The organism is Serratia sp. H1w, assembly GCF_000633355.1.
Taxonomy (GTDB): Bacteria; Pseudomonadota; Gammaproteobacteria; order Enterobacterales; family Enterobacteriaceae; genus Chania.
The window spans coordinates 110,703-127,239 of the sequence record NZ_AYMQ01000045.1; the positions used below are offsets into that span (position 1 = coordinate 110,703).

Sequence of the window (16,537 nt, forward strand, 5' to 3'; positions counted from 1 at the left end):
GCGGTAGAATACCTGCCACTGCTTATCGGCTCGTAAGGCATGCGTTTTAATGGAGAAGTTCCCGCGCGTCATTCAATGGCTGATCCTGCTGCTGGCTTCGCTGGTGTTGGGGTTTGGTTTACAGGCCTTCCACGTTCCCGCAGCGCTGCTGCTGGGGCCGATGATCGTCGGCGTAGCGATGGGGTTGTTCGGCGCTTCGGTGCGTATCCCTGGCCCGCTGTTTATCGCCGCCCAGGCAATTCTGGGCTGTATGATCGCTCAAAGCCTCTCTCCCAATATTCTTACCCCTCTGATAGCCGACTGGCCACTGGTGTTGCTGGTGTTGATCGCGACGCTGATGGCGAGCGGAATTTCTGGCTGGTGTCTGGTACGTTTCAGTGGGTTACCCGGCCCAACAGGTGCCTGGGGCTCTTCTCCCGGTGGTGCTTCGGCCATGGTGGCGATGGCGGGGGATTTCGGTGCGGACGTGCGGCTGGTGGCATTTATGCAGTATCTGCGGGTGCTGTTTGTTGCGACAGCAGCGGCGGTGGTGGCACGTATTGGTCTGGGTGATGAAGCCGGACAAGGGAGTGCCGCGATGGAGTGGTTCCCGGCGCTAGACTGGCGTTTTGCCGGTACGTTAGGCGTTGCCATTATCGGTTCCTGGCTGGGGCCACGCCTGCGCATTCCTTCTGGCGCGCTGTTGTTGCCGATGATCGCCGGGGCAGCATTACACTCCACCGGCATCATGCTGTTACAGGTGCCAGAATGGCTGTTGGCGTTGGCCTACACGCTGATTGGCTGGAGCGTCGGGTTGCGTTTTACCCGGCCAATCTTCTTGCTGGCACTGCGTACTTTGCCACAGATGGTGGTGTCGATTTTAGCGCTGATGCTGTTTTGCGGCGGGCTGGCGTGGATGTTGACCCAGTTCCTACCGGTCGATCTGCTGACGGCCTATCTGGCCACCAGCCCCGGCGGGCTGGATACCGTGGCGATCATCGCCGCAGGCAGCCGGGTGGATCTCTCTTTTGTGATGGCAATGCAGACGCTGCGGCTATTCACGATCCTGCTGACGGGCCCGGCGATGGCGCGATTTATCTCTAATCACGCCACGCCTGCGCAATCAACGTAGCTTGCGCTGTTGGTACAAGGCATCTAGCAGGAACAACACCAGCGCCGCCCAGATAAAGCCAAAGGTCACCAGCTTATCCTGGCCGACGGTCTCACCGTAGAAGGTCACCGCCAGCAGGAACATCAGCGTTGGCCCCAGGTATTGGAAGAAGCCGAGCGTTGACAGGCGCAGGCGGGTGGCCGCTGCGGTGAAGAACAGTAGCGGAATGGTGGTGACCACCCCGGCGGCAACCAGCAGCAGATTCAGCGACCAGGGGTTGGCGCTCAAGTGACTGGTTGGGCTGTCGGCGATCAGGAACAGGTAAATCGCGGCTATCGGCAGCAGCCACAGGGTTTCGATCAGCATGCCGGTTTGGGCATCAATGGCAATCTTCTTGCGCAGCAGGCCGTAGAAGGCAAAGCTGAAGGCCAAGCCCAGCCCAATAAGGGGCAGTGAACCATACTGCCACAGCTGCACCAGCACCCCGGTAAAGGCTAACGCCACGGCTATCCACTGCATCCGGCGGAAACGCTCCCCCAGGAACAGCATCCCCAGTAGCACATTGACCAGCGGATTGATGAAATAGCCCAGGCTGGCTTCCAGCATATGGTGGTTATTCACCGCCCAGATAAACAGTAGCCAGTTTCCCCCTACCAACAGCGCGGTGACGGCCAGCAGCAGTAGCCGCTTGCGGTTTTTACAGGCGGCCCGCACCCGCGGCCAGTTACGACCCAATGACACCAATCCCAACATAAAGAAGAACGACCAGATCACCCGGTGGGTCAGGATTTCATCGGCAGGGACCTGCTGGATCAGTTTGAAATAGGCGGGGGCGATACCCCAGATAAAATAGGCAGCCAGAGCAAAGAAAATGCCCTGCCGCGTCTGTTGCGCGTCCATGACGGTTACCGGGTGGGAAAAGAAGATGCGGTGATTTTACTGGAGATAACCAGTTGTGTCCCACAATTGTGTGGTCTGTGGGGCACAACCTGCTGCGGGTGCCCTTAGCCCACCAGATAGGTGGCGGTGGCGCTGGCGATATGCAAGCCGTCGTGGTTGTGCAGCTCAACGCGTGCTACCGCCACTTTATTACCGCTGCGCAGTACGCTGGCGGACGCGACAAAATGCTCACCGCGGCCTGGGCGCAGATAGTCGACGCGCAGATCGATCGTCCCCATGCGTGACAGGCGAGAGGCCAGCTCTTCTTCGATCAGCGGATCCTGACGCATCAGCACGCTGCCCACGCACGCCAGCCCGGCGGCAACATCCAGTACGGAAGCGATCACGCCGCCATGCAGGATCTTCTGTGCGGCGTTGCCTACCAGCTTTGGCTGGTTGGTGAAGCTCAACTCCACATAGTCGTCTTCAAAGCGGCGTAGCTCTAGCCCCAATTCACGGTTAAACGGCATGTGATAGACGAAGATTTCGCCTATCTTCTGGCGGGCGGCTTCGAGGGTCAAAAGTGTGTGTGACATAGTTCCTTTCTTCATTTGAGTTTTGCCAGCCGATATACTGGTCAGTCCAGGTTAATGACTTGTGGATTTTATGCTTATCTTTTGTTGCTTTCCAGGCCTGCCAGATAAATGTATTCCCTAGTGCGGTAAATCCGGCAATGTGTGTAAAATAGCCTGCTTTTATTTCTGGTTTTTTCCTTATCTTTCGAGAGTGAACAAAATTATGCGCGTTCTGTCTGGGATAGTGATGGCGATGCTGTTTGCGCCAGTAGTGGTGCAGGCCGATGAGGCCAGCAGTGAGCAAAAGAATCTGAACAAACCGGCGATTCGCGGCAGCATCATTGGCAATATGCTGCAAAACTATGATAACCCGTTCACTCTCTACCCTTATGAAACTAACTACCTGCTGTATACCGATACCAGCGATCTGAACAAGGAAGCCATCAAGTCATATAGCTGGGCGGAAAATGCCCGCAAGGATGAGGTGAAGTTCCAACTCAGCCTGGCCTTCCCGATCTGGCGCGGCATTGCTGGCGAGAACTCGGTATTGGGGGCTTCTTACACCCAACGTTCCTGGTGGCAGCTCTCCAACCATGATGAGTCCTCACCGTTTCGTGAAACCAACTACGAACCGCAGATTTTTGTCGGCTGGGCTACGGCGTATCAGTTTGCTGGCTGGACGTTGCGCGATATCGAAGTGGGTCTGAACCATGAGTCCAATGGCCGTGAAGATCCTACCTCGCGTAGCTGGAACCGTGGCTATGCGCGTCTGATGGCGCAGAATGGCGACTGGCAGGTCGAGGTCAAGCCCTGGTTCCGCTTCTCGGAAAGCGACAGCAGCGATGATAACCCGGATATCACCAAATATATGGGCTATTACCGCCTGACGGTGGGTTATGCCCTGGGGGAAAGCGTGTTCAGCGCCGAAGGGCAATACAACTGGAATAGCGGATTTGGTGGCGCGCAGTTAGGCTGGAGCTATCCAATCACCAGCCATGTGCGTTTCTATACCCAGGTCTTCAGCGGCTACGGCGAATCGATGATTGATTACAACTTCAAGCAGACACGGCTTGGTGTTGGTGTCATGCTTAACGATATTATGTAATGGCGGTGTCAGTCAGGCACCGTGATAGTGATAAATGGGGAAGTGTGTGTCAACCGCAGCAGTGATAAACAGAGAGTTGCTGGCAGAGCAGGTATTACGCGATACCTTCGGCTACCAGCAGTTCCGTCCGGGTCAACAAACGATTATCAACGCAATTATCGGCGGCCAGGATTGCCTGGTGGTGATGCCGACCGGCGGGGGTAAATCGCTGTGCTACCAAATCCCGGCGCTGGTGATGGATGGACTGACGCTGGTGGTATCCCCACTGATTTCGTTGATGAAAGATCAGGTCGATCAGCTCTTGGCCTATGGTGTTTCTGCCGCCTGCTATAACTCCACGCAAACACGGGAGCAGCAGCAAGAGGTGATGGCGGGTTGCCGCAGCGGCCAGATCAAAATGCTGTATATCGCCCCCGAACGGCTGATGATGGACAGCTTCCTTGAGCTGTTGGATCACTGCCCGCCGGTGATGCTGGCGGTGGATGAGGCGCACTGTATTTCCCAGTGGGGCCACGATTTCCGTCCGGAATACCGCGCTCTGGGTCAGCTGAAGCAACGTTTCCCGAGCATGCCGGTAGTGGCGTTGACCGCCACCGCTGATGAAGCCACACGGGGGGATATTGTTCGTCTGCTGTCGCTAGAAGATCCGCTGATCCAGATCAGCAGCTTCGATCGTCCCAATATCCGCTACACGCTGGTGGAGAAGTTCAAACCTCTCGACCAACTGTGGCGCTTCGTGCAGGACCAGCGCGGCAAAAGCGGCATTATTTACTGCAACAGCCGCGCCAAGGTGGAAGACACCACCGCGCGCCTGCAAAGCCGTGGATTGAGCGTTGGGGCTTATCACGCCGGGCTTGACAATGAGCGCCGCTCGCAGGTGCAGGAAGCCTTCCAGCGTGATGATTTGCAGGTGGTGGTCGCCACCGTGGCCTTCGGCATGGGCATCAACAAACCCAACGTACGTTTTGTGGTGCACTTCGATATTCCACGCAACATCGAATCCTACTATCAGGAAACCGGTCGTGCAGGGCGTGATGGCCTGCCAGCGGAAGCGATCCTGTTGTATGACCCGGCCGATATGGCCTGGCTGCGCCGTTGCCTGGAAGAGAAGCCAGCGGGCCAGCAGTTGGATATCGAGCGCCATAAGCTCAACGCCATGGGGGCATTTGCCGAAGCGCAAACCTGCCGCCGTCTGGTGTTACTGAACTACTTCGGTGAAGGCAAGCAGCAAGCCTGTGGCAACTGCGATATCTGCCTCGATCCGCCTAAGCGTTATGACGGCCTGGATGATGCGCGCAAGGCGCTGTCGGCGATTGGCCGCGTCGGGCAACGCTTCGGCATTGGCTACGTGGTGGAAGTGTTACGCGGTTCCAATAATCAGCGTATTCGCGAGTTTGGTCATGAAAAACTGCCGGTGTACGGCATTGGCCGCGACCATACCACCGAACACTGGACCAGCGTGCTGCGCCAACTGATCCATCTGGGCTTTATTACCCAGAACATTGCGATGCATTCGGCATTGCAACTGACTGAAGCCGCGCGCCCGGTGTTACGGGGTGAGGTCGTGCTACAGCTGGCGGTGCCGCGTATTCAGAGCCTCAAGGTACGCAGCAGCGCCAACCAGAAATCCTACGGCGGCAATTACGATCGCAAACTGTTTGCCAAACTGCGCAAGCTGCGTAAATCGATTGCCGACGAAGAGAACATCCCCCCGTACGTGGTGTTTAACGATGCAACGCTGTTGGAGATGGCCGAACAGATGCCGATCAGAGCCAGCGAGTTGTTGAGCGTCAACGGCGTAGGGCAGCGTAAGCTGGAACGTTTTGGTGCGCCATTTATGGCGATGATCCGTGCTCACCTCGACGGTGACGACGAATAAGGATAATCACTCATGCTGATGTTGTTTTTAACGGTAGCGCTGGTGCATATCATTGCTTTGATGAGCCCAGGGCCGGACTTCTTTTTTGTGTCGCAAACCGCGGCCAGCCGTTCCCGCCGCGAAGCGATGATGGGCGTGGTAGGGATTTCCCTCGGCGTGATGGTCTGGGCTGGCGTAGCGCTGCTGGGGTTGAACCTGATCCTGCAAAAGATGGCCTGGCTGCATCAAATCATTATGGTTGGCGGCGGGCTGTATCTGTGCTGGATGGGCTGGCAATTGTTGCGTTCTGCCCGTAAGCAGAACGCACAAACCGCGCCGACAGAAGAAGTGAAGGTGGCGTTAGCCAAGCCGGGCCGCAGCTTTATCCGCGGTTTGCTCACCAATCTTTCCAACCCGAAGGCGGTCATTTATTTTGGTAGCGTGTTCTCGCTGTTCGTCGGTGAGGATGTTGGGGCTGGGGCGCGCTGGGGTTTGTTCACCTTGATCACCGCCGAAACCTTTATCTGGTTCAGCCTGGTGGCGATCATTTTCGCGTTGCCCGCCATGCGCCGGGGCTATCAGCGGATGGCGAAATGGATCGACGGTTTGGCCGGGGTGTTGTTCACCGGTTTTGGCCTGCATCTGATCTTCACGCGCTAGGCTATTTTACTTGCCATTTTGAACCCGGGCAGTGCTCGGACTCCTCACGTACTTCAACGTACGCTGCCGGTCCTGTGCACTGTCCGTGTGCAAACTGCCTGCGACAATAACGCCTAGAATCGTGTTCTCATGCCTTTCTGGCCGTTGCCAGCAATCCCGCCACCAGAATAAACAGCGAGCCAAAAATGCGGTTCAGCAACTGCATCTGGCGCGGTGTCTTTAGCCAACCGGCAATGCGCGTGGCCAACGTGGCATAGCCAATCATCACCAGAATATCGATCACCACCGTGGTCACGCCGAGAATGACATACTGCTCGGCCTGTGGTTGGTTGGGTATGATAAATTGCGGGAACAGGGCCGCCAGGAAGACGATGCTTTTGGGATTGGTCAGATTCACCAGCACGGCGCGGCGAAACAGACGACGGCGCGGCATGGTGCCTGCCAACGTATGCAGATCCAACGCGCCTGCGGCACGCCATTGCTGGATACCCAGCCACACCAGATAGGCCGCACCAAACCATTTCAGCAGCTCAAAGGCCAGCAGCGATTGGGAAACTACCGCGCCGAGACCAATCCCCACCAGCACGATGTGGATGCTCAGGCCAACCTGCAGGCCCGCAATTGACGCTGCCGCTCCGCGATAGCCGTGGCTGATGCCGGTACTCATGGTGTTAATCGCACCGGAGCCGGGCGAAAGACTGAGGATAAGAGTTGTCAGCAGATAGGTTAACCACCAGTCTAAGGTCATCGCAAGGCTCCCTGAAAAGCGTAATTTGTGCCACAATAGAGTCTGTTTTTGTCAGAACCGATCCACAATACGCTAGTATGATTTCTCGTGCCACAGATCACATTTGAGTCTCCGAACATCCCGTTAAAAGGCAGGCAATGACGTCATCCACCCTCGATCCCGCTGAATGGTTAAACCGTGAAAAGCAGTTTTCTGCCTTCGCGACCGGGCCGTTGCTGGATTTTTGGCGGCAGCGCGAAGAGGGTGAGTTCATCGGAGTCGGTGACGTGCCGATCCGCTTTGTGCGCTTTGCATCCCCGCAGCACCAACGGGTGGTGGTGATAAGCCCAGGCCGCATCGAAAGCTATATCAAATACCCGGAAGTGGCGTACGATCTGTTTCACTGCGGCTATGACGTGATGATCATCGATCATCGTGGTCAGGGGCTGTCTGGCCGGATGCTGGCAGATACGCACCGGGGGCATGTGGTAAACTTTGCCGACTACGTGGACGACTTTGCCCAGTTTTACCATCAGCAAGTCAAACCCTTGGGTTACCAGCAGCATGTCGCTCTGGCGCACTCGATGGGGGGCGCGATACTGGCGCAGTTTCTGGCGCGTGAGCCACAGGCGTTTGCCGCCGCGGCACTCTGCGCGCCGATGTTTGGCATTTATCTGCCAATGCCTGGATGGATGGCCAACGGCATCTTGAACTGGGCGGAAAAACGCCCGGGGCTGCGAGATTATTACGCGGTAGGCACCGGGCAGTGGCGGCCGTTGCCCTACGTGGTCAATACGCTGACCCACAGCCGCGAGCGCTATCGCCGCAGCCTGCGCTATTACGCCGATTATCCTGAACTGCGGGTAGGGGGGCCAACCTACCACTGGGTCAGGGAAAGTATTCAGGCCGGGCAGCAGATTATTGCCCAGGCTGCTAACATAACCACACCTATTTTATTATTGCAGGCCGGTGAGGATCGGGTGGTCGACAACCGTTCCCAACGTGCTTTTTGTCAGGCACTGTCAGACGCGGGGCATCCTTGTGAAGGGGGAAAACCGTGGGTTATCAAAGGCGCTCGCCATGAGATCCTGTTCGAACGGGACGCGATGCGCGCCGAGGCACTGAACGCAATCCTGCGCTTCTTTGCTCAGCACTTAGGTGGTACTGCTGCCGCCGACCACTCCACTAGAGGTTAGAACAAATCGCTATGTATCACGTCGTTGCTTCCGATTTAGATGGCACACTGCTGTCCCCTGAGCACACCCTGACGCCGTACGCCAAAGAGACGTTGCAGCTGCTGACGCAGCAAGGCGTACACTTTGTGTTCGCTACCGGCCGCCACCATATCGACGTTTCCCAGATCCGCGATAATCTCGGTATCAGTGCCTTTATGATCACCTCCAACGGTGCACGGGTACACAACACCGCCGGTGAACTGATCTTCAGCCACAACCTGGATGAGGATATCGCTCGCGATCTGTATAACATGATGCATGATAATCAGGATATCCTGACCAACGTCTACCGCAACGACGACTGGTTCATGAACCGTGAAAGCCCGGAGCAGGAAGAGTTTTTCCAGGAGTCCATCTTCAAGTATCAGCTGTTTGAGCCGGGCTTGCTGGAAACCGATGGCGTGTGCAAGGTGTATTTCACCTGCGAAGATCATGAAAAACTGCTGCCGCTGGAAGATGCCATCAACGCGCGCTGGGGCGACCGGGTCAACGTCAGCTTCTCGTTCCCTACCTGCCTGGAAGTGATGGCCGGTGGCGTATCGAAGGGGCATGCGTTGGAAGAGGTGGCCAAGATCATCGGCTATTCGCTCAAAGAGTGCATCGCCTTTGGTGACGGTATGAACGACCTGGAAATGCTGTCGATGTCAGGGAAAGGCTGCATCATGCAGGATGCTCAACAGCGTCTGAAAGACAAACTGCCGGAGCTGGAAGTGATTGGCTCCAACGTTGACGACGCCGTGCCTCACTACCTGCGCAAAATGTATTCGATTTAAGTTATTGGGGCGCAGTCTCGCTGGCTGCGCCCATCTAGCGACTCAGCTCACATTCCATCAACGATTTTTTTGCTTCTATCCCCTCATCTGCATCAATTTAATTGCATCTAAAACTCCCTTTATGGCTAATCTCACACTTATTGTCGGGGTATTTGCCTGCTGCAAAATATTCGTTGCTGCACGCAAAATCGTTTATCTGTGCTGTCGGCCGTAGCCCCTTATACTCGGATCAGACCCCAGAATTCCCGGCCCTCAGGCCGCAAAATAACGATCCAGGAGATGCGCCATGACACAGAAAACTTTTCACGCAGAACCCTTCGACCTTCCTTTCGCTACTGCCAGCACCGCGCTGGTGATGATCGACATGCAGAAAGACTTTGTTGAACCGGGGGGCTTTGGTGAAGCACTGGGCAACGATGTTTATTTGGTACGTAGCGCGATCGAGCCTTGTAAAAAGGTGCTGGCTGCCGCGCGTAGTCAGGGGCTGCTGGTGATCCACACCCGCGAAGGCCATCGTGCCGACCTGACCGATTGCCCACTCGCTAAATTAACCCGTGGTGGCCAGACCTTTATCGGCACACATGGGCCGATGGGCCGTATCCTGGTACGAGGCGAAGCGGGCCACGACATCATTCCTGAACTTTACCCACAGGCCGGTGAGCCGGTGATCGACAAGCCAGGCAAAGGCGCGTTTTACCAGACCGACCTGCATCTGATCCTGCAAAACCACGGTATCAAAACGCTGATCGTGTGCGGCGTGACGACCGAGGTCTGCGTCACCACCACGGTACGTGAAGCCAATGACCGTGGCTTTGAATGCATCATCCCGCAGGACTGCGTCGGTTCTTACTTCCCTGAATTCCAGAAGTATGCACTGGAGATGATCAAGGCGCAGGGCGCGATTTTTGGCTGGGTCAGCGATGCTGCCGCCATTGTGGATGGTCTGCGGTAATCTTCGGTTCAGGAGAAGCGCATGGCAGGCACGGCGTTTTCAGCACTTTCTGTCGGTTATCTGGCCGCCAACAGGCTGGTAGATCACGTTCGGCTTCAGGTGCACAGCTGTTTCCAACGCTCGCTGAATCTGCGCCATCCTGATGGTTATCTGCTGTCGCTGCTGAGCAGTGATTTTCAAGACCTGCCGGATGCTATCCGCATTCAGATGAGTCGTGAGTGGGATTGGCGGTGTCACGCTCAGATTGGGCAACCTGCAACTTTTCACCATGGAGTGTTGCAAGGAGCAAGTTGGAGCGTGGTGCTTGGCGATACTCCCCGTTGGCAGCCGACGTTGATGGATGCGGGAGAACCGGCACTGCTGAATGCTCTGAGCCATTACGCGGTGTTGGCATGGCAACTCGGCCAGTATTGCCTCCAACACGCCTGTGAAAGCGACTTGCAACTGTTACCCGGGGTGGAACAAAGTGGCGCATTGCGCAACTCGCCACCACGTGCAGTACAACTTCGGTTGCTAGACAGCCCTGAGCGGCTGACAGCAGAAGTGAGCGCGCTGATTGGTTACGGGCGTGGGCTGACGCCAGATGGCGATGACTATCTGTTGGGCTATATGGCAGCACTGTGGCCATGGCGGCAACGTTCCGAGCTTGTCGTCCATGACAGCACATTGCGTAGCTTGATTGGCGACCAGTTGGCCTGCACCAATGATATCAGTAGGCACTATCTGGCACGCGCGTTGGCGGGCCACTTTTCGGCCCCGATCTGCCAGTTAATATTCGTATTGGCAACGGCGACTTCCGCCACACAGGTGCAGGCCGCGGCGCTAGAGGTGATGCAGTTCGGCGCCTCATCCGGCGTGGACTGCTTAGCCGGGATGCTACATGGCCTGAGAACGCTGCGAAGCTCACTCTGATCCCGGCGCAGTGAATATCTAGATTTTAACATGCTGAAAAATTTAATTTTTTAGCACGGAACCCTTTTGCCCGAATTCCCCAAGCGGGCAGATCTCGAACAGGTAAATGCGATGAGTGTAATGCATAAAGTTTTTGCCAATCTCTATCAGGACTCGGTGTCGCTGATGCAGATTTCGGCGCAAATCAGCCAGCTTCCTGGCATTGAACAGGCTTCGGTCGTCATGGGGACAGCAACCAACCTTGCCCAGTTGCGCGATGCCGGATTGGACGATGGCTGCAAGGCTGGCCCCAACGATTTGATTATTGCCGTACGCGGCGAACAGGCGGCCTGCAACGACGCGTTGGAGATCGCTCATCAGCGGCTTAACAGCAAGCCAGTGGAAGGCGGTTCGGATGGCCTACAGACTCCACCGTTGGTGAGCTTGGAAATGGCTGTGGAACTTCAACCCGATATCAACCTGGCACTGATTTCAGTGCCGGGGGATTACGCGGCGGCGGAGGCCATCAAGGCATTGAATTTAGGCATGAACGTGATGCTGTTCAGCGACAACGTCAGCCTGGAGCAGGAAAAACAGATCAAACTATTGGCCCAGCGCAACAACCTGTTGGTGATGGGACCGGACTGCGGTACTGCCATCATCAACGGCCTACCGCTGGGTTTTGCCAACGTGGTGAAAGCCGGTTCGATTGGTATTGTCGGCGCTTCTGGCACCGGTTTGCAGGAGGTGACCTGCCGTATTGACCAGCTTGGTGCCGGGATCTCGCAGGCGCTGGGCACCGGCGGCCACGATCTGCATGAAGAAATTGGTGGGATCTCGATGCTGCACGGGTTACAGGCTCTGGCAGCCGATCCGGCCACTCAGGTGATTGTGTTGATCTCCAAGCCGCCAGCCCGTCCGGTGGCCGAACGCATTCTGGAGCGGGCGCAGGCCTGTGGCAAACCCGTGGTGGTCAACTTCCTGGGGGCGGCTCCTGAGGATATTACCCGTCCAGGGATCACCGCGGTATCCACCTTGGCCGATGCGGCCGAGATCGCAGTCGCGTTGTCTGAGGGTATTTCTGCACCGGCTTCGGTGACGGTCATTTCACCGCAGGATATGCAGATGCTGCAACAGGCCTGCGTCCCGCTATCTGCTGCTCGTCATGCTATCCGTGGCGTTTTTGCAGGCGGCACCTTCTGCTATGAGAGCCAGTTGTTATGCCAGCAGCAAGGGTTCAGCGCTGCCTCCAACACCCCGGTAAAAGGCAACACCACGCTGACGGATATCTGGCATAGCCAAGGGCATACGCTGATCGATATGGGTGACGATGATTTCACCCGCGGCCGGCCACACCCGATGATCGACCCCACTCTGCGCAACCAGCGCATTGAGGCGGAACTTAACGATACGGATACCGCCGTGGTGTTGTTTGATCTGGTGCTGGGCTATGGCGCAGCGGCAGAACCGGCTACCGAACTGCTTACGGTTCTGAACCAACACCGCCGCCAGAACGGGCCGTTACTGATTGCCCACGTCTGCGGCACCGAGGCCGATCCTCAACAACGCTCACGTCAGATTGCTGCTTTACAGCAGGCTGGCGTCCTGGTAGCCGGTTGCAACGCCCAGGCGGCGCTGTGGGCCAGTCAGGTGGCTCATATTCAGGCTGAGAAAAACGGAGAAACAGCATGAACCCATTATTTCAGCAGCCACTGAAAGTGGTTAACGCCGGGCTGGCCGGTTTTGCCGACAACTTGCAGCAGGCTCAGGGGGACGTGGTGGCTCTGCACTGGCAGCCACCAGCATTGGGCAACGTCCAGGCCGGATTGGATCTGGCGGCATTGACCCGCCACCCGTTGGTTGAGCAGGCCAACCAGATCGCTTTTGAACGCTACCTCAGCGCCCAGCCGGTATTGGTTGACGTGATGAGCGCCAGCGAGGCTATCCCTGCGATGGCACAGCGTAAGTTGATCCTGCACTCTGGTCCGCCAATTGCCTGGCCAGATATGTGTGGCCCGGTGAAAGGGGCGATCGTTGGCGCGATCCTGTTCGAAGGCTGGGCCAATGACCACCAGGCCGCCGAACGCCTGGTTACCGAGGGGCAGATTGATCTCGAACCTTGCCATCATCATCAGGCGGTTGGCCCGATGGCGGGCATTATCAGCCCTTCGATGCCGGTATGGGTCATAGAGAACAAAACCAATGGCCAGCGGGCGTTCAGCAACTTCAACGAAGGACTGGGCAAAGTGCTGCGCTTTGGCGCCAACAATGAAGAAGTGTTGCAACGCCTGCAATGGATGAAGCAAGAGCTGGCTCCGGCATTAAAGGCCGCAGTGCGCCAGATGGGCGAACTTGAACTGAAGCCATTGATGGCGCAGGCGCTGCATATGGGGGATGAGGTACATAACCGCAACTCTGCCGCCACGGGCCTGCTGATTAAACGCCTGGTACCGGCTCTGCTGACCTGCAACCTGCCGCTGGAAACGCTACAGCGCGTGGTGGCGTTTATTACCGGCAACGATCACTTCTTCCTCAACCTCTCGATGGCGGCCTGTAAAGCGATGATGGATGCCGCGACCGGCGTGCCTTACAGCTCGATGGTCACCGTTATGGCCCGCAATGGCGTCAATTTTGGTATTCGTTTGTCAGGGACCGGCGATCGCTGGTTCCAGGCTCCGGCCAACGCGGTTGAAGGGTTGTTCTTCCCTGGCTACGGTGTTGACGATGCCGCCGCCGATCTGGGGGACAGCGCCATCACCGAAACCGCAGGGGTTGGAGGATTCGCCATGGCCTCGTCACCGGCCATCGTGAAATTTGTGGGTGGTACACCAGCGGATGCAACCAATAACAGCCGTCGTATGCAGTTCATCACCCTCGGCGCTAACCCGGCCTTCACGTTACCAGCGCTGAACTTTGCGCCGACGGCGGCTGGCATTGATGCCCGTAAGGTGGCTGACCGCCAGATCCTGCCGGTAATTAATACCGGTATCGCCCACAAACAGGCCGGGGTCGGGCAGATTGGTGCCGGGATCACTACCGCACCGATGCCTTGTTTTGTTGAGGCCATTCAGGCGTTGGCCCAGTCACTGCCAGCAGGAGATCGGGTATGAGCAGACCTTTAGCGGTAGTCGCCGTTGGTGGCAACGCGTTGATCCAGAGCGATCGGCACAACAGCATTCCCGATCAGTATCAGGCAGTGATTGAAACGGTGGAACACGTCGTCGAGATGATCGAAGCCGGTTGGGATCTGGTACTGAGCCACGGCAACGGGCCGCAGGTGGGCTTTATCCTGCGTCGCTCGGAGTTGGCGGTGGAAGAAGTGGCGCCAGTGCCATTGGACTATGCCGTTGGCGATACGCAGGGCGCGATTGGCTACATGTTCCAGAAAGCCCTGCATAACGAACTTCAGCGCCGTGGTATTCAACGGCCGGTGGTGGCGCTGGTGACGCAAACTCTGGTCAGTGCCGACGACGTGGCATTCCGGCATCCAAGCAAACCGGTCGGTGCCTTCTTCGATCACCAAACGGCGCTGGATCGTCAGCAAAAGCTGGGCTGGACGGTAATGGAAGACGCAGGTCGTGGCTGGCGGCGCACGGTGCCTTCACCGGCACCGTTGGAGATTATCGAACGTGAGGTGATCGGCCAACTGTTGGCACAGGGCTGCATCGTGATCGCCTGTGGTGGTGGCGGCATCCCGGTCGTGCGGGATGAGCATCAGCAGTTGCAGGGCGTGGAGGCGGTGATCGACAAAGATCTTGCATCGGCATTGCTGGCTGAGCAGTTGGGGGCGGATCTATTGATGATCCCAACTGGCGTTGAGCAGGTGGCGATTAACTTCGGCACGCCACAGCAGCAATGGCTGGATACGTTGAGTATCGAACAGGCGCAACAGCTGCTGCAACAAGGGCAATTTGGCGCTGGCAGCATGCAGCCGAAAATCGAAGCCATCCTGGGATTTGTTATGCACAGCCAACAACAGGGAAAAAACGGCCAGGGGCTGATCACCAGCCCGCAGGCGATTAAGGCTGCGCTGAATCACCAGACCGGCACCTGGATTAAGTCATAACCCATTAGGAGAGAAAACAATGAGCCTGACAACTTTGGTGGCGGTAAACGGCACCCTGATGCGTGGTCTGGAACTGAACGGCAACATGACCAAGGCCGGTGGCGTGTTTGTGCGTGAGGATCAAACCGATGCCCATTACCGGCTGTGGAGTATTAACGATCGTCACCCAGGCATGATCCGGGTGATGGAAGGTGGCGTTTCTGTTGCCCTGGAAATCTGGGAGCTGCCGATGGCTTCTTTTGCCACCCTGCTGCTGAGTGAGCCCGCCGGGCTGGCGATCGGTAAGGTGAGATTGAGCGATGGCAGCGAGGTGCTGGGAGTATTGGCAGAGCCTTGGCTGGTGGAAGGACAAAGGGAAATCACCGAGCACGGCAGCTGGCGGCAGTATACCGGTGAGGCCTTCACGGGTTGAGTCGAATGCCGTTTTTACTTACAAGGAGTCATGTATGCGTAAGACAGACGAAAGCATCAATACGGCCTCTGGGTTTCATATTGCGATGATCCTGTTGGGGATTGCGGTCACTCCGGTGCTGCTTTCCTCATCCAGCCTGGGTAGCCAACTCTCTCACTCCAGCCTGATCACCGTGCTGGCATTGGGTGGGTTGATCCTGGCGGTGCTGGCCGCTATTACTATCAGCGTGGGGGAAAAGGCCCGGCTGCCCACCTATGGCATCGTGAAATATCCTTTCGGTGAACGTGGGGCGGTCGCCATTAATATCCTGATGGCCATCAGCCTGTTCGGCTGGATTGCCGTGACGGCCAATATGTTCGGCCACTCGGTGCATGATCTGTTGGCACAACATGGGATGAACCTGCCGATCCCACTGCTGGTGGTTATCGGCTGTTGTATCTTTGTCGCCTCAACCGCTTTTGGTTTTGCCGTACTGGGTAAAGTGGCACAAATTGCAGTGCCGATCATTGTGCTGGTGCTGTGCTATATCCTGTATGTGGCGACGCACGGGCAGGTGGAACTGGTGCAGAGCGTTGGCAGCATGAACACCGGTGTGGCGGTTTCTACCTTCGTGGGGACGATTATTGTGCTGGTTGCCACCCTGCCGGATTTCGGCAGCTTTGTGCATAACCGCAAGCATGCCCTGATCGGCGCGTTGCTGACCTTCCTGGTTGCCTATCCGCTGCTGTATTGGGCTGGAGCAACGCCAAGTGCCTTGAGCGGGCAAGGTTCATTACTGGCGGCGATGGCAGCATTCGGTTCGGTATTACCTGCGGCCCTGTTGTTGGTGTTTGCCTGTATCACGGGTAATGCGGGCAATATGTTCCAGGGAACGCTGGTGGTCTCCACTCTGTTGACTCGTTTCCCTAAATGGCAGATTACGCTGGTGTTGGGCATTCTTGCGGCGATTGTTGGCAGCATGGATATCATGACCTGGTTTATCCCGTTTCTGTTATTCCTGGGGATTGCCACGCCGCCAGTGGCTGGGATTTATATTGCGGACTTCTTCCTGTATCGCCGGAACGGCTATCAGGAAAGCGTGTTGGCTGCCGAACCGCAGATCAAGTTGCTGACCTTCGTGGCCTGGGTAGCCGGTTCCGCCGTCGGCTTTATGACCGTTAATGGCATCTTCACTCTGACCACTATTCCTTCTGTGGATTCCATCCTGGTGGCTTGCGTGGGCTACGCGTTACTAAGCAGAATAGGCCGGCAGAAATAATCGCGTATAATTGAACATAATGAACGGACTGCCAGCGCTTGAGCTGGCAGCCTTGC

16 protein-coding genes are annotated in these 16,537 nt (G+C 56.8%); 13 read left to right on the forward strand and 3 right to left on the reverse strand.

All coding sequences use genetic code 11. The features are described 5' to 3' along the window. Nucleotides 1-49: 49 nt before the first annotated feature. Complete coding sequence (locus U869_RS0109140; protein WP_025118994.1) at nucleotides 50-1,111, forward strand: AbrB family transcriptional regulator; 1,062 nt, start codon at nucleotides 50-52, stop codon at nucleotides 1,109-1,111. Here U869_RS0109140 and rarD read toward each other — a convergent pair. Together rarD and U869_RS0109150 are read right to left on the reverse strand one after the other, a co-directional pair. Next, on the reverse strand, nucleotides 1,103-1,990 hold the full coding sequence (gene rarD, locus U869_RS0109145; RefSeq protein WP_025118993.1) for an EamA family transporter RarD: 888 nt from the start codon (nucleotides 1,988-1,990) through the stop codon (nucleotides 1,103-1,105). The two genes, U869_RS0109140 and rarD, sit on opposite strands and share 9 nt — an antisense overlap. Before the next feature lie 104 nt (nucleotides 1,991-2,094). Further along, nucleotides 2,095-2,565, reverse strand: coding sequence for a thioesterase family protein (locus tag U869_RS0109150; RefSeq protein WP_025118992.1), 471 nt, complete (start codon nucleotides 2,563-2,565; stop codon nucleotides 2,095-2,097). A 202-nt stretch (nucleotides 2,566-2,767) separates the two neighbouring features. On the opposite strand from U869_RS0109150, the gene pldA reads away from it, so the two are divergent. From pldA to rhtC, 3 genes are read left to right on the forward strand one after another with little or no spacing between them, the layout of a single operon-like run. Continuing rightward, the gene (gene pldA, locus U869_RS0109155) at nucleotides 2,768-3,649 is read left to right on the forward strand and encodes a phospholipase A (RefSeq protein WP_025118991.1); all 882 of its coding nucleotides are present in this window, start codon (nucleotides 2,768-2,770) and stop codon (nucleotides 3,647-3,649) included. A gap of 46 nt (nucleotides 3,650-3,695) precedes the next feature. Further along, nucleotides 3,696-5,528: an ATP-dependent DNA helicase RecQ gene (recQ, locus tag U869_RS0109160; protein ID WP_025118990.1), complete on the forward strand. Its 1,833-nt coding sequence runs from the start codon at nucleotides 3,696-3,698 to the stop codon at nucleotides 5,526-5,528. Nucleotides 5,529-5,540: 12 nt separating this feature from the next. Then, nucleotides 5,541-6,167 carry a threonine export protein RhtC gene (rhtC, locus tag U869_RS0109165; protein ID WP_025118989.1) on the forward strand — a complete coding sequence of 209 codons (627 nt, stop codon included), beginning with the start codon at nucleotides 5,541-5,543 and terminating at the stop codon, nucleotides 6,165-6,167. Nucleotides 6,168-6,294: 127 nt separating this feature from the next. On the opposite strand, the gene rhtB is transcribed toward rhtC, so the two are convergent. Beyond that, the gene (rhtB, locus tag U869_RS0109170; RefSeq protein ID WP_025118988.1) at nucleotides 6,295-6,915 is read right to left on the reverse strand and encodes a homoserine/homoserine lactone efflux protein; all 621 of its coding nucleotides are present in this window, start codon (nucleotides 6,913-6,915) and stop codon (nucleotides 6,295-6,297) included. A gap of 137 nt (nucleotides 6,916-7,052) precedes the next feature. Here rhtB and pldB point away from each other — a divergent pair, with 137 nt between their 5' ends. From pldB to U869_RS0109215, 9 genes are all read left to right on the forward strand, one after another. Then, nucleotides 7,053-8,090, forward strand: a complete 1,038-nt coding sequence (gene pldB / locus U869_RS0109175; RefSeq protein ID WP_025118987.1) for a lysophospholipase L2 — start codon at nucleotides 7,053-7,055, stop codon at nucleotides 8,088-8,090. An 11-nt stretch (nucleotides 8,091-8,101) separates the two neighbouring features. Further along, on the forward strand, nucleotides 8,102-8,902 hold the full coding sequence (gene yigL / locus U869_RS0109180) for a sugar/pyridoxal phosphate phosphatase YigL (protein ID WP_025118986.1): 801 nt from the start codon (nucleotides 8,102-8,104) through the stop codon (nucleotides 8,900-8,902). A 286-nt stretch (nucleotides 8,903-9,188) separates the two neighbouring features. Beyond that, entirely contained in the window at nucleotides 9,189-9,854 is a 666-nt protein-coding gene (locus U869_RS0109185) for a cysteine hydrolase family protein (RefSeq protein ID WP_025118985.1), read from the forward strand. A gap of 21 nt (nucleotides 9,855-9,875) precedes the next feature. Then, entirely contained in the window at nucleotides 9,876-10,766 is an 891-nt protein-coding gene (locus U869_RS32380) for a DUF2877 domain-containing protein (RefSeq protein ID WP_025118984.1), read from the forward strand. 111 nt (nucleotides 10,767-10,877) lie between these two features. Next, nucleotides 10,878-12,437: an acyl-CoA synthetase FdrA gene (fdrA, locus tag U869_RS0109195; protein WP_025118983.1), complete on the forward strand. Its 1,560-nt coding sequence runs from the start codon at nucleotides 10,878-10,880 to the stop codon at nucleotides 12,435-12,437. Next, on the forward strand, nucleotides 12,434-13,855 hold the full coding sequence (locus U869_RS0109200) for a DUF1116 domain-containing protein (RefSeq protein ID WP_025118982.1): 1,422 nt from the start codon (nucleotides 12,434-12,436) through the stop codon (nucleotides 13,853-13,855). Before fdrA ends, U869_RS0109200 begins: the two co-directional genes overlap by 4 nt. Then, a complete protein-coding gene (locus U869_RS0109205; protein WP_025118981.1) occupies nucleotides 13,852-14,811 on the forward strand; it encodes a carbamate kinase in 960 nt (319 codons plus the stop codon). The genes U869_RS0109200 and U869_RS0109205 overlap by 4 nt, the downstream gene beginning before the upstream one ends. 19 nt (nucleotides 14,812-14,830) lie before the next feature. Beyond that, nucleotides 14,831-15,223 carry a hypothetical protein gene (locus tag U869_RS0109210; protein ID WP_025118980.1) on the forward strand — a complete coding sequence of 131 codons (393 nt, stop codon included), beginning with the start codon at nucleotides 14,831-14,833 and terminating at the stop codon, nucleotides 15,221-15,223. 34 nt (nucleotides 15,224-15,257) lie between these two features. Beyond that, nucleotides 15,258-16,481, forward strand: a complete 1,224-nt coding sequence (locus U869_RS0109215) for a cytosine permease (RefSeq protein WP_025118979.1) — start codon at nucleotides 15,258-15,260, stop codon at nucleotides 16,479-16,481. Nucleotides 16,482-16,537 lie beyond the last annotated feature (56 nt).

Bases quoted from the DNA above. Each gene is read 5' to 3' on its own strand.
- rhtC (WP_025118989.1), top strand. From the start codon at position 5,541: ATGCTGATGTTGTTTTTAACGGTAGCGCTGGTGCATATCATTGCTTTG.
- U869_RS0109185 (WP_025118985.1), top strand. From the start codon at position 9,189: ATGACACAGAAAACTTTTCACGCAGAACCCTTCGACCTTCCTTTCGCT.
- U869_RS0109140 (WP_025118994.1), top strand. From the start codon at position 50: ATGGAGAAGTTCCCGCGCGTCATTCAATGGCTGATCCTGCTGCTGGCT.
- U869_RS0109150 (WP_025118992.1), bottom strand. From the start codon at position 2,565: ATGTCACACACACTTTTGACCCTCGAAGCCGCCCGCCAGAAGATAGGC.
- fdrA (WP_025118983.1), top strand. From the start codon at position 10,878: ATGAGTGTAATGCATAAAGTTTTTGCCAATCTCTATCAGGACTCGGTG.
- U869_RS0109210 (WP_025118980.1), top strand. From the start codon at position 14,831: ATGAGCCTGACAACTTTGGTGGCGGTAAACGGCACCCTGATGCGTGGT.
- U869_RS0109200 (WP_025118982.1), top strand. From the start codon at position 12,434: ATGAACCCATTATTTCAGCAGCCACTGAAAGTGGTTAACGCCGGGCTG.
- rarD (WP_025118993.1), bottom strand. From the start codon at position 1,990: ATGGACGCGCAACAGACGCGGCAGGGCATTTTCTTTGCTCTGGCTGCC.
- pldB (WP_025118987.1), top strand. From the start codon at position 7,053: ATGACGTCATCCACCCTCGATCCCGCTGAATGGTTAAACCGTGAAAAG.
- rhtB (WP_025118988.1), bottom strand. From the start codon at position 6,915: ATGACCTTAGACTGGTGGTTAACCTATCTGCTGACAACTCTTATCCTC.
- U869_RS0109205 (WP_025118981.1), top strand. From the start codon at position 13,852: ATGAGCAGACCTTTAGCGGTAGTCGCCGTTGGTGGCAACGCGTTGATC.
- yigL (WP_025118986.1), top strand. From the start codon at position 8,102: ATGTATCACGTCGTTGCTTCCGATTTAGATGGCACACTGCTGTCCCCT.
- U869_RS32380 (WP_025118984.1), top strand. From the start codon at position 9,876: ATGGCAGGCACGGCGTTTTCAGCACTTTCTGTCGGTTATCTGGCCGCC.
- pldA (WP_025118991.1), top strand. From the start codon at position 2,768: ATGCGCGTTCTGTCTGGGATAGTGATGGCGATGCTGTTTGCGCCAGTA.
- U869_RS0109215 (WP_025118979.1), top strand. From the start codon at position 15,258: ATGCGTAAGACAGACGAAAGCATCAATACGGCCTCTGGGTTTCATATT.